Genomic DNA, 12,208 nt, shown 5'->3' on the forward strand with positions numbered 1-12,208 from the left:
ATTATGGAACACATTAAATGTCTGATTATTGGCTCCGGCCCGGCCGGTTACACCGCCGCCATCTACGCCGCTCGTGCCAACATGGCCCCGGTTATGTACATGGGCTTGCAGCCCGGCGGCCAGCTCACCATCACGAATGACGTGGAGAATTTCCCCGGCTACGCCGATGGGGTGATGGGGCCGGAGATGATGGAGGACCTGAAAAAGCAGGCGACCCGCTTCGGTACTGATATTCGCTACGGCATTGCAACGGCGGTTGATTTCTCGATACATCCGCGCAAAATCACCATCGACGAAACACTGGAGCTGACGGCCGACACGGTTATCATTGCCACGGGCGCTTCGGCCAAATGGCTGGGTATTCCGTCGGAGGCCCGCCTGAATGGCTCGGGAGTTTCAGCCTGTGCCGTTTGCGACGGCTTCTTTTATCGGGGGCAGGAAGTGGCCATCGTGGGCGCGGGCGATACCGCGGCGGAGGAAGCTACTTACCTGGCCAACCTGTGCAGCAAGGTGACCATGATTGTACGCAAAAGCGAGATGAAAGCCTCGAAAATCATGCAGCAGCGCGTGCTCGACAACCCTAAGATTGAAGTACTCTTCAACACGGTGACGGATGAGATTCTGGGCGAGCATGCGGTGGAAGGCGTACGCGTGAAAAACGTGCTTACCCACGAAACCCGCGAAATCGCGCTTACGGGCTTTTTCGTGGCCATTGGCCACGAGCCTAACTCCACCATTTTCCAGCCCTACCTGCACCACGATGAGCAGGGCTATTTGAAGACCATTCCCGGGACCAGTAAAACCAACATCGACGGGATATTTGCCTGCGGCGATGTGCAGGATTATACCTACCGCCAGGCCGTAACGGCCGCTGGCACCGGCTGCATGGCCGCGTTGGATGCGGAACGATATTTGGCTGCCATGGGCATCCACTAAAATTTTATAAGCTGATAGCCGTTGGCTGCTAGCTGTTAGCTTCGCCAGACGGGGCCAATAGCTAATAGCTGACGGCTATTTAGCTAAATTCATCTGCTTTTGACTATCCTGAAAACAACATTCTGGCGTCCGGTGCTGCTGTTGGTGGCATTGCTTTGGCTGCTGGCGGGGCTCAACCTGGCCCAGGCGCAGCAGCGCAAGGCACCGCGCACCAAGGCGAAGGCCGGCACCACCGGCAATTCGGATTTCTTCCGCATTAAAACGCCGAAGATGCGCTACGTGCGCCCCGATACGACTACCGTTATCGAAACCGAGGAACTGCCCGACGACAATTCCGACGCGGCAAAATCAATCTATTTCAACCCAGCCAAAAAGCTCAGCATTGTGAGCGAAGACACGACGACGCTAAACGAGGGCGGGCAGGAAATCGTGGAAATGTCGGATGAAGTGCTCATCGATTCGTCGTGGGTGAAGGTGGCGGGCTACTATTCCATTTGGGATACCCAACGCGTGAACCCTTACCGGGTGGATGGCCGCAGCTACCGCGACTCGCTGAAGCTGCACCTCACCGACGCAGCTAGGTTGCGCTTTGCCAAAATGCCCCTCGTGACCACGCCCATCACTTCGGGTTTTGCCTTCCGGGGCTACCGCTGGCACTATGGTATGGACCTGGACCTGGAAACCGGCGACTCGGTGCGCGCCGCCTACGATGGCGTGGTGCGCATTCAGGCCTGGGATGGTGGCGGCTACGGCAACTACATTCTGGTGCGCCACTACAACGGCCTGGAGACAATTTATGGCCACCTGAGCAAAGCGCTGGTGCCCGTGGGCACCTTCGTAAAGGCGGGCCAGCTTATCGGCTACGGTGGCAGCACGGGGCGTAGTACGGGCTCGCACCTGCACTTCGAAGTGCGCTACCAAGGCAACCCCATCAACCCGGCGCTGATGTACGATTTCCCCGGCTACAAGCTGCGGAAGGATAATTTCACGATTACTTCGGCGCTGTTCAACTATTACAGCCGGGCCGTTGGCCGCAGCCGGAGCAGCAGCGGGCGGCCTTCGCGGGCTCGCCAGACGGTGACGCACAAAGTGCGCTCCGGCGACACGCTTTCGGAAGTAGCCGAGCGCTACGGCGTGCGCGTGAGCACCCTGAAGAAGCTGAATCCGGGCGTGCGGACCCTGCAACCGGGCAAAAGGCTGCGGGTTAAATAATTTTGGAAACACATGCGCTGAAACGTTGTGCTGAGCTTAGCCAAAGCATCTTGCGGGCGGGCTAGTAAATAAATTGCTTGCGGGACAACAGCTGCTTTGGATTCGCCCAGCAGGACGTTTTCTGTGTTTTTATACTCTATACCATACCTCAAATGAAACTCGATGTACTGGCCTTTGGGGCCCACCCCGACGACGTAGAAATGTCCTGCACTGGCACGCTACTGGCTAGCATGGCCGCCGGCAAAAAAGTTGGTATTGTCGATTTCACGCGGGGTGAGCTGGGTACGCGCGGCACGCCCGCCATTAGGGCGGCCGAAGCTGCCGCTTCGAATAAAATTCTGGGCATTGATATCCGCGAAAACCTGGGGATGCCGGATGGTTTCTTTCGCAACGACCGGGAGCACCAGTTGCCGCTGATTGCCGCCATCCGGCGCTACCGGCCCGAGGTGGTGCTGGCCAACGCCATCACCGACCGGCACCCCGACCACGGCCGCGCCGCGCAACTAGCCGTTGATGCCTGTTTCCTGGCCGGTCTGCGCATGGTTGAAACCCTCGGTGATGATGGCCTGCCACAGGAAGCCTGGCGGCCCAAAAACGTGTACCACTACATCCAGGACCGCCAGTTGACGCCCGCTTTCGTAGTTGATATCACGCCCTACTGGGACAAGAAGTGGGAGGCCATTCAAGCTTTTAAAACCCAGTTTTTCAATCCTGATTTGGACGCTCCGCAAACCTATCTTTCCAGCCAGGCATTTGGCCGGTTTATGGAGGCGCGGGCGCGGGAATTCGGCCATATTATCGGTGTTGAATTTGGTGAAGGGTTTACGGTGGCACGGCCAGTGGGCGTGCGCGAAGTCGGCGATTTGCTGTAGCCGTACCCGCCCTGCGTTGGTGGCGGTGAAAGGGGAGAAACCAAAAGGGAAATATTTCCTGTTATTTGGGAAATATTTCCCATATTTGGGGAACAATACGCCTAATCATATGCCTGCCGTCGCCGCTCATCCTGCCGCCATTTATTCGCCCGCGCTGTTGAGTTTGCAGGCCACTGTGGCCGATTCGTTTGCGCTGGTAATGGAAGCGCGCAACGGCGTCACCGCTAAAACGGCCTTCGACGTCGGGGCACTTATTCAGCTAAATGCCGACGAGCTAGCCGGGCTCTTGCACACCACCACCAAAACTTTGCGCGCCTACCGCGATAGCAAAAAGCGCCTTGCTCCGGCTGCCAGTGAGCAAATTCTGAAGCTACTGGCGCTGGCCCGACAGGGCGTGGAGGTCTTTGGTGCTCTGCCGGCTTTTCGCCGCTGGCTTGACAAGCCCGCCTTTGGCCTCGATAATCAGCTTCCGCTTACCCTGCTCGAAACCAGCGGCGGCATCGACCTAGTCGCCGACGAAGTAGACCGCATTGCTCACGGCGATTTCGCTTAATTTCCAGTGTCAATCGCTCGCTATCAGTTGTGGGCACGTTACCTTATGACCGGGCGGGAATGAGTATTTAGCAATTGACAACGAGCAGCTGACACTTAACGCAAGTGGAAATCTACCGCATTTGCCTGGCCAAATACGCCGGTGAGCTCGTTGCCTCCGGCAACCCCGGCCGCTGGAACCTGCGCGGCCAGCTGGTTATCTACGCCGCGGGCAGCCGTGCGCTGGCCTGCCTCGAAAACGTGGTGCACCGCAGCGGCGAGGGCCTCAACGACCTGTTCAAGGTTATCCGTATCGATGTGCCCGACACCCTGGCCGTGGAGGAGCTAACCCTCGCGCAAATGCCTGCCGAATGGCAGTTGCCGCGCCATTACGCCCGCTGCCAGCCCCTGGGAGCCGACTGGTATCGCCGCCAGCAAGCCGCCGTGCTGCGGGTGCCTTCGTCCGTGGTCGCTCACGAATACAACTACGTACTCAATACCCGCCATCCCGATTTCGGGCAGATTCGCCTTGTGGGGCGGGAGGACTTCGCGTTCGACCCGCGCATAAAAGAGTAGTTGCTGCGCGTTGAAGGTAGAGCTGAAGTGTTTGGGAAGCAATGCACTCGTTAAACCGGGAAAAATACGGTTTCAATTACCGTAATAGCTACCGCTAGCTATTGCTGGAGTCGACAATTTTCAACAGCTGAAAGCACGGATGGGTATATTGCCAGGCAAAATGCTTTATTGTCGTTTTTTGCTGCACAAAGCCGCTTAGTTATCCCCTGAGCCCATAACCTAATTTTTCACCACCTTTCCCGCTTATGCGTCTTTCTACTCAAGTTGCCAGTGTGTGCCTGCTGGCCACTCTGGCCCGGCCCGCCGCCGCCCAAACGCCTGCCACCGACCCCGGCGCTTACAACAACGCCATCGTGGCCGAGCAGGTCGACCTCATCAAGAAAAACCTGCGCTATATCAGCAAGGCGGCCCACAGCGAGAACGACCGTAAGATTGAAAATCGCCGTCTCGAAGTAGTGGAGCAGAACAAGGTGGCGCTGGCCAAACTCAAGCACATGGCTCCGTTCAAGGGCAACGATGAGTTCCGGGTAGCCGCCATTAAGGCTTTTCAGACGACGCTGGAAGTGTATTCGGCTGATTTCAAGAAGGTGAACGCGCTGGCTAGCAGCCGTGCCGAAAGCTTCGAAAACATGCAGCGCTACTTTGATGCTCAGGAGGCCGCCAATAAGAAGCTGGCGGTGGTCGACGACAGCGTGGATGCGGCCCAGCAGCGCTTTGCCCGGGCGCACGGGTTCACCTTCAGCGCTACCCGCGAGTCGGCCAAGCTCTCGGCCTACGCCAAGGCCGTGAACGAGGTGAACCACTACCAGCACGAGGTATTTCTGCCGTTTTTCCGGTTGCAAAAATCCACGGCCCGCCTCACCGACGCCATGAATGCCCAGGACGCGGCGGCTTTTGAAACTGCCCGTGTAGCTGTGGCCGCCGAAGCCGAAAAAACCGTGGCCGAGTTGGCCGCCCTGCCCGGCTTCCGGGGCAAGGATGTGGCCTACCGCAATGCCGCCCGCGACTTTGCCAACATGTACGTGGTGCTGTGCGCCAACCAGTTTATGCAGGTGGCTGAGCTGATGAAAAACAAGGACCACCTCACCAAAACCGACGCCCAGACTATTAACACGCACATCAACACCTACAATCAGCAGCAGCAGAAGTACAACGACGCCTACAACCGTACCGCCTCGGCCTTTATGGATACTTACGTGCCGGTGATGAACGACTAATCGCGGCTTGGGTGTAATGCCCGGGGCCAGCCGACGATAGATGCGTTACGCTGCCGCGCCGCCGGCAGGTTGCTGAGCTTTTTTGACCGACATTTCGGCACTGATTCACCCTTTTCTGCTTCTTTACTATGCCTGCCTTCCTACTTGTGCTGCTAATGGTAGTGGCCCTGACCCTGTTTCTGTGCTTCGTGATTGTGCCGCAGGGCACGGTGGCGGTGGTTACCGCCTTTGGTAAGTATCGTCGGATTATGACGCCGGGGCTCAATTTTAAGCTGCCGTTTGTGGAAACGATTTACAAGCGAATTTCTATTCAGAACCGTTCGCTGGAGCTTAACTTCCAAGCGATTACCATCGACCAGGCCAATGTTAACTTCAAGGCGATGCTGGTGTACGCGGCCTTCGACCAAAGCGAGGAAGCCATCAAGAACGTAGCGTTTAAGTTCGTGAACGAGGCCAGCCTGATGCAGGCGCTGGTGCGTACCGTGGAGGGCAGCATCCGGGCCTTCGTTGCCACGCAGCGCCAGGCGGCCGTGCTGAGTTTGCGCGGGGAAATCGTACTGCACGTGAAGGACCAGCTGGACGCCACGCTTGAAAGCTGGGGCTATCACCTGATTGATTTGCAGCTCAACGATATTGCCTTCGACGAGGAAATCATGCGCTCGATGGCCAAGGTCGTGGCTTCCAACAACCTGAAAGCGGCGGCTGAAAACGAGGGTCAGGCCTTGCTCATCACCAAAACCAAGGCCGCCGAAGCCGAGGGCAATGCCATCAAAATCGCGGCGGAGGCCGAGAAAATTGCGGCCCAGCTGCGCGGCCAGGGCGTCGCACTGTTCCGCGAGGAGGTAACCAGGGGCTTGGCCCTGGCCGTGCAGCAGGTCACCGACAATCACCTCGACCCCTCGCTGGTGTACTTTTCGATGTGGACTGAGGCCATTAAGCACTTTGCCGAGCAGGGGCAGGGCAACGTTATTTTCCTCGACGGCTCGAACGAGGGCATGAGCAAAAACCTCGAGCAGATGATGGCCATGCAGCAGTTGAACCGGCCGGTAAAGTAGGCCCACTGCCGTTTTAGCACCGCTTTTACTGCCCCGATTTATATGCGCTTGCCCATCTTGCTTGGTGCCCTTTTACTGCTTGCTGGCCCGGCCGTCGGCCAGATTCATCCAACCTACCCGCTGAAAACGACCGAGTACATTGGGGAATACGGCCAGAAGCTGCCCAGCGCCGAGGGTGCCCACCATCGCATCGAACGCACGTTTCGCGATAGCCTCTCGGGCACGGAGCGGGTATACAACGCCGCTGGTAAGCTGCTGGAAATTACCCCTTACGCCGATATGGTGCACCAGGTAAAGCTGGGACCGCGCACCACGTATTACGAAACCGGCCAGCTCCATACCAAGGATGACTATGTGGGGGCCAAGCGCAACGGCGAGTTCGTGGTGTACTACCCGGAGGGGCAAGTGAAGCGCCGCGAAACATATGTGGCCAACGAGCGCAGCAGCGAAGCCTGCTTTGCCAGAGACGGCAGCGCAGTGCCCTATTACCCCTACGAGGTGATGCCGGTGTACGAGCGCGGCGGCCAAGATGAAATCGTGCGGGCCGTCCAGCTCAACACGCGCTATCCGGTGCAGGCGCTGCGCAACCAGGAGCAGGGCCGGGTTTTCGTGTCGTTTAGTGTGAATGAGGTGGGCCAAGTACAAAACGTGCAGATAGTGAAGGGGGTGTCGCCTTCGCTGGACGCAGAAACCATAGCGGCGGTGCACAAGCTTAAGGCGTTTACGCCTGGACGGCTCGATGGCGAACCCGTGTCGGTTTCCTATACCGTACCCATTACCTACATGATACGCTAAGCTAGCCCCGTTATCTTTAGGGGCGAATTGCCATTAGCAACGCGTTTTTTTTACTATGGACGAAGCCACCCTTGCCAAATACCAGCCCGTTATCGGCCTGGAAGTTCACGCCCAGCTGCTCACGCACAGCAAGATGTACTCGGCCGATGAGAACGAGTACGGCGTTGCTCCCAACACCAACCTCTCGGTGATTACCCTCGGCCACCCCGGCACGCTGCCCAAGGTGAACCGCACGGCCGTGGAGTTTGCCATGAAGATGGGCCTGGCCACCAATTGTCAGATTCGGCGCGAAAACTTATTTGCCCGCAAAAACTACTTCTATCCCGACCTGCCCAAGGGCTACCAGATTACCCAGGATAAAACCCCGATTTGCTACGATGGCCACCTCGAGGTGCGGCTGCCCGATGGCAGCCTCAAGCACATCGGCATCACCCGTATTCACATGGAGGAGGACGCGGGCAAATCGATGCACCTGGCCGGCGAAACCGAAACTTTGGTGGATTTGAACCGCGCCGGCGTGCCGCTAATCGAAATCGTGAGCGAGCCCGATATCCGCACCGGCGAGGAGGCTTATGCCTACCTGGCCGAAATCAAGAAGCTGGTGGAATACCTTGGCATCTGCGACGGCAACATGGAGGAAGGCTCGCTGCGCTGCGATGCCAACATCTCGGTGATGCTGCACGGGGCCGCGCAGTTCGGCATGAAGGTGGAAGTGAAGAACATGAACTCCTTCCGCAACGTGCAGCGCGCCATTGCCTACGAAATCGAGCGCCAGATTGCCATCATCGAGGCCGGCGGCGAAGTAGATAGTGAAACCCGCGGGTTTGATGCCACCACTGGCAGCACCAACGGCCAGCGCAGTAAGGAGACCCTGAACGACTACCGCTACTTTCCGGAGCCGGATTTGCCCCCGCTGGTAATTTCGGACGAGTGGCTGCACCGCGTGGCCGCCGAGCTGCCGGCCCTGCCGCAGCAGCTCTACGCCCGCTTCGTGGGCGAGCTGGGCCTGAACGACTACGACGCTTCGGTACTGATTGACCAGAAGGAAGTGGCCTTGTACTTCGACGACCTCGCCCGCCTCACGCCCAATGCCAAAGCCGCCGCCAACTGGGTAATGGGCCCCGTGAAGTCGTACCTGAACGAGCGCGCCCTCACCATGGCCGATTTCCCGCTCGACGCCGCCCAGCTGGCTGGCATCATCGAGTTGATTGACGCGGGCAAGCTGAACTATTCGGTGGCCAGCAAGCAACTTTTTCCGCACTTGCTCGACCATCCATCGGCCAATGCCACTGGCGCGGCCGAAAGCCTGGGCCTGCTCACGCAAGCCGACAACGGCGAGTTGGCCGGCCTGGTGCAGCAGGTGCTCGACGCCAACCCCGCCAAGGTAGCCGAGTACCGGGCTGGTAAAAAGTCGCTCACCGGCATGTTTATGGGCGAGCTGATGAAGCTGACCGGTGGCAAGGCCGACCCCAAACTGGCCAACCAGCTGCTACGCGCCGGGCTGGACGGGTAAGGAAACCGCCGCTTGTGCGTCAGACTTGCCGGCCGACAACGGAACAATTACCTGATTTCAGGACGTTAAATGGTCATCCGCGCCGCCGCAAATAATTTCATGAATATCACAATGCTAAAATCTGTTTTTCTGGCTGCCACTGTTTTGGGGTTGGCCAACTCCTGCCAGAATGCCGCCGCTGCCGACGGCTACGAAGTGGCTGGTCAGCTAAAAAATGCCCCCGCCGGCACCGTGCTGCACTTGGGCGAGCTGACGGGTAGCCAGTTCGTGGAGAAAACCCAGGCCAAGACCGATGCCGCCGGCAAATTCAGCCTCAAGGGCACGGCCCTGGCTCCCGGCATCTACCAGCTTAAAGTGGATGAGGGCAACCAAGTACTGCTTTTCCTCGACAACAAAACCCACGTGCAGGTAACCGGCGACGCCAAAAGCCTGCCCGCGACCTACACCGTGAAGGGCAGCAAGGATGCCGAAGTGCTGCGCCAGCTTACGCAGGTGATAGAAGGTAGCAAAACCCAGCTCGAAGACTTGGGCAAGCGGTATAACGCCGCTGGCCAGGCCGGCAAAACCGACGAGATGAAAACCATCGAGAAGGAGTACTTTGCCATTCAGGGGCGCAACAATGCCAAGCTCAAGGGCCTGATTCGGGAAAATGCCACTTCGGTGGTGAGTGGCTTTGCCGTGGGCGCGTTCCTGAACCCCGAAGAGGAATTTCAGTTTGCCGATTCGGTGGCCGCCATCCAGCGCAAGGCCAACCCCGAGTCGCCCTTCACCAAGGAACTCAGCGCCCACCTCGAACCCATGCGCGCCACGGCCAAAGGCGCGATGGCCCCGGAAATCAGCCTCGCTACCCCCGAAGGCAAGCCTTTGGCCCTGAGTAGCCTGCGCGGCAAATACGTGCTGCTCGATTTCTGGGCCAGCTGGTGCGGGCCTTGCCGCCAGGAGAACCCCAACGTGGTGCGGGCCTACAACAAGTTTAAAGACAAGGGTTTCACCATTTACTCCGTGTCGCTCGACCAGGACCGCGCCAAGTGGCTGAGAGCCATCGAAGCGGATGGTCTGACCTGGCACCACGTATCGGACCTGGCCGGCTGGAACAGCGCCGGCGGGGCTTCCTACGGCGTCAAAGCCATTCCGCAGTCGTTTCTGATTGACCCGCAGGGCCACATCATCGCCAAAAACCTGCGCGGTGAGGCCCTGGCCGCCAAGCTGGCCGAGGTGTTGAAATAAACTGCCCAATTCCCTACGAGAAAGGCCCGCCTGAATTTCAGACGGGCCTTTCTCGTAGGGGGCTATTAGCGCATAAACATGGCCTGTAAGCCCGGCCACAGCCGTTTTTTCAAACTCACGTCGTACTCCACCAGCTCGATGGTGGCGGAGGCCATATAGGAGAGGTTGAGGCCGGGAAAAAGCACCGGCTCGTAAATCTGGGTGTTGCGGATGGTGACGTCGAGCAGGTTTTTGCCGAAGGCGATGATGTGCGTAGCATCCAGCTGCTGGCGCAGGTTGGCCAAGGCCACGGGCAGCTCGCTTTCCACGTTCACCAGCAGCACGTCCTCCATCACGAAGCCCAGGGCCTGCAGCATTTTGTTCAGAAACACGTTGCGGTGCAGCTTCACAAACTGCTCGCGCGGCAGCCGGCATAGCAGCAGCACGCCTGCCGCATTGGTGCCCACGGTAGCAAACGGCGTGAGCATGACTGGCGGTACCGCTGGCGCGCCAGCCGCTACCGCTGGCACCGGAGGCGCTGCCGCTGCCGGAGCTGCCGCAACGGGCGGCGACAGGATGCTGCTGGTGAGGCGCTCCAGGCCGGCCGAGGGCTTGCTGAAGCCCGTGTTTGGCATGCTGCTCACCCGCGGCTCGGGGGCGGGTACCGCCGGTGCATGCGCCCGGGCCGCTGCCACTGGCCCGGCTGGCGCGGGAGTGGCGGATGTTGCTGGTGCTGCCACCGGTGCGGCCGCCGTCGCCGGTTCAACGGGCACGTAGAGCGTGACATCGGTGTAGAAGTTTTGCAGAAAAGCCAGTTTTTCGGACGACATGGCAGAAGCAAAAATCGATTAATAAATAGACCGGACGCGGGCAGACGACACCCTTAAATGGCAAACAATGCTTTTAGCTCCTGGGCTTCGTCGGGCTGCATGCGGCCGGCCAGCACCAGGCGCAGCTGGCGGCGGCGCAGGGCTCCGTCGTAAAGCCGGACTTCATCTTCGGTTACGGGCACGGCATCTGCCACGTCGATGGGCCGGCCCGACTGGTCGACGGCCACAAAGGTGAAGAAGGCCTCGTTGGTTTTCATCTTGGTGCCGCTGGGAATGTCCTCGGCCCACACGTCGATATGGACTTCCATGCTCGAGCTGAAGGCCCGCGTCACCTGGGCCTGGAGGGTTACAACGTTGCCCAGCTTGATGCTATCGCGAAACGACACGTTGTCGACCGAAGCCGTGACTACAATGCGGTTGGAGTGCTTCTGAGCCGAAATAGCGGCGGCGATGTCCATCAGGTGCATCATGCGGCCCCCCATCAGGTTGTGGAGGGTGTTGGTATCGTTGGGAAGCACCAACTCGGTCATGATGACGAACGAGTCGGAAACAGGTTTTTGCTTGCGCATGGTGAGGTAAAGGAAAGTGGGCCGGTGCATCGGCCAGGCTAATTCTGGGGCAAAGGTACGCCGACTGACAAGCCGCTGCCTAGCAAGGTTGACGCCCGCTCTCAGCCGCGCCAGCCCCCGGCCCCCAGCAGCGGCACGAACCGGAAGGTTTCGAACTCCTCGCGCACGAAGCTCTCGGGGCCCTCGCGGGTGACGCGCACCATGCGCTGCGAGTGGGCATCGCCTACCGGAATCACCAGCCGGCCACCCACGCGCAGCTGCCGCAGCAGAGCCGGCGGCAGCCCCGGGGCCCCGGCCGTTACCAGAATACCGTCGAAGGGTGCCCGGGCGGGCAGGCCCACCGAGCCGTCGCCGCAATGCAACGCGGCCCCGGATGCCCCCAGTGCTGCCAGCAGCTGCCGCGTGCGGGCAAATAGTACCTCATTAAACTCGATGCTGTCGACCTGCAAAGTGAGCTGGAGCAGCACGGCGCACTGGTAGCCCGAGCCCGTACCCACCTCCAGAACCCGGTGGCCGGGCTGCACGCCCAGCAGCTGGGTCTGGTAGGCCACGGTGTAGGGCTGCGAAATCGTCTGGCCTTCGCCAATGGGAAAGGCCTTATCCTGGTAAGCGTGGGCCTCGAAGGCGGGCTCAAAGAACAGGTGGCGCGGCACGGTGGCCAGCGCGGCCAGCACGCGCTCGTCGACGATGCCGCGCTGGCGCAGCTCGCGGGCCAGGGCGCGGCGCTGGCCCTGGTGGCGATAGGTATCCTGAAGCGGGGAGGGAGAACCGGTCATGAAGGCAAAGGCGGGGCGGCAACAGGGCCAAAACCAGCCCGGTCCGGGCCAAAGGAGCCAACAACTACGCGTTGCCCCTACCTTTGCCCGCCACCGTGGGCCGCCACTGCCCGCGAAATT

13 protein-coding genes are annotated in these 12,208 nt (G+C 59.6%); 10 read left to right on the forward strand and 3 right to left on the reverse strand.

What is annotated here, in order from left to right:
- Positions 1–3: 3 nt before the first annotated feature.
- From trxB to ABIB44_RS01935, 10 genes are all read left to right on the forward strand, one after another.
- The gene (trxB, locus tag ABIB44_RS01890) at positions 4–936 is read left to right on the forward strand and encodes a thioredoxin-disulfide reductase (protein WP_354582923.1); all 933 of its coding nucleotides are present in this window, start codon (positions 4–6) and stop codon (positions 934–936) included.
- A gap of 99 nt (positions 937–1,035) precedes the next feature.
- On the forward strand, positions 1,036–2,148 hold the full coding sequence (locus ABIB44_RS01895) for a peptidoglycan DD-metalloendopeptidase family protein (RefSeq protein ID WP_354582924.1): 1,113 nt from the start codon (positions 1,036–1,038) through the stop codon (positions 2,146–2,148).
- Between the two features lie 152 nt (positions 2,149–2,300).
- Positions 2,301–3,020 (forward strand): bacillithiol biosynthesis deacetylase BshB1, encoded by a 720-nt coding sequence (gene bshB1 / locus ABIB44_RS01900; protein ID WP_354582925.1) that lies wholly within the window; start codon positions 2,301–2,303, stop codon positions 3,018–3,020.
- A 109-nt stretch (positions 3,021–3,129) separates the two neighbouring features.
- Positions 3,130–3,573 (forward strand): Xre family toxin-antitoxin system antitoxin, encoded by a 444-nt coding sequence (locus tag ABIB44_RS01905; protein ID WP_354582927.1) that lies wholly within the window; start codon positions 3,130–3,132, stop codon positions 3,571–3,573.
- A 104-nt stretch (positions 3,574–3,677) separates the two neighbouring features.
- Positions 3,678–4,127, forward strand: a complete 450-nt coding sequence (locus tag ABIB44_RS01910; RefSeq protein ID WP_354582928.1) for an RES family NAD+ phosphorylase — start codon at positions 3,678–3,680, stop codon at positions 4,125–4,127.
- A 245-nt stretch (positions 4,128–4,372) separates the two neighbouring features.
- The gene (locus ABIB44_RS01915) at positions 4,373–5,344 is read left to right on the forward strand and encodes an LIC11966 family surface protein (RefSeq protein WP_354582929.1); all 972 of its coding nucleotides are present in this window, start codon (positions 4,373–4,375) and stop codon (positions 5,342–5,344) included.
- A gap of 128 nt (positions 5,345–5,472) precedes the next feature.
- Positions 5,473–6,399, forward strand: coding sequence for an SPFH domain-containing protein (locus ABIB44_RS01920; RefSeq protein WP_354582930.1), 927 nt, complete (start codon positions 5,473–5,475; stop codon positions 6,397–6,399).
- Between the two features lie 42 nt (positions 6,400–6,441).
- Positions 6,442–7,194, forward strand: a complete 753-nt coding sequence (locus ABIB44_RS01925; RefSeq protein WP_354582931.1) for a TonB family protein — start codon at positions 6,442–6,444, stop codon at positions 7,192–7,194.
- A 55-nt stretch (positions 7,195–7,249) separates the two neighbouring features.
- On the forward strand, positions 7,250–8,707 hold the full coding sequence (gatB, locus tag ABIB44_RS01930) for an Asp-tRNA(Asn)/Glu-tRNA(Gln) amidotransferase subunit GatB (protein WP_354582932.1): 1,458 nt from the start codon (positions 7,250–7,252) through the stop codon (positions 8,705–8,707).
- A 111-nt stretch (positions 8,708–8,818) separates the two neighbouring features.
- Positions 8,819–9,934: a redoxin domain-containing protein gene (locus ABIB44_RS01935; RefSeq protein ID WP_354582933.1), complete on the forward strand. Its 1,116-nt coding sequence runs from the start codon at positions 8,819–8,821 to the stop codon at positions 9,932–9,934.
- A gap of 65 nt (positions 9,935–9,999) precedes the next feature.
- Here ABIB44_RS01935 and ABIB44_RS01940 read toward each other — a convergent pair whose 3' ends face one another.
- The 3 genes from ABIB44_RS01940 to ABIB44_RS01950 form a co-directional block, all read right to left on the reverse strand.
- The gene (locus tag ABIB44_RS01940) at positions 10,000–10,743 is read right to left on the reverse strand and encodes a hypothetical protein (protein WP_354582934.1); all 744 of its coding nucleotides are present in this window, start codon (positions 10,741–10,743) and stop codon (positions 10,000–10,002) included.
- 53 nt (positions 10,744–10,796) lie between these two features.
- A complete protein-coding gene (locus ABIB44_RS01945) occupies positions 10,797–11,312 on the reverse strand; it encodes an acyl-CoA thioesterase (protein WP_354582935.1) in 516 nt (171 codons plus the stop codon).
- 101 nt (positions 11,313–11,413) lie between these two features.
- The gene (locus ABIB44_RS01950; protein WP_354582936.1) at positions 11,414–12,088 is read right to left on the reverse strand and encodes a protein-L-isoaspartate(D-aspartate) O-methyltransferase; all 675 of its coding nucleotides are present in this window, start codon (positions 12,086–12,088) and stop codon (positions 11,414–11,416) included.
- Positions 12,089–12,208: the final 120 nt, after the last annotated feature.

The organism is Hymenobacter sp. UYCo722 (assembly GCF_040547115.1).
Lineage (GTDB): Bacteria > Bacteroidota > Bacteroidia > Cytophagales > Hymenobacteraceae > Hymenobacter.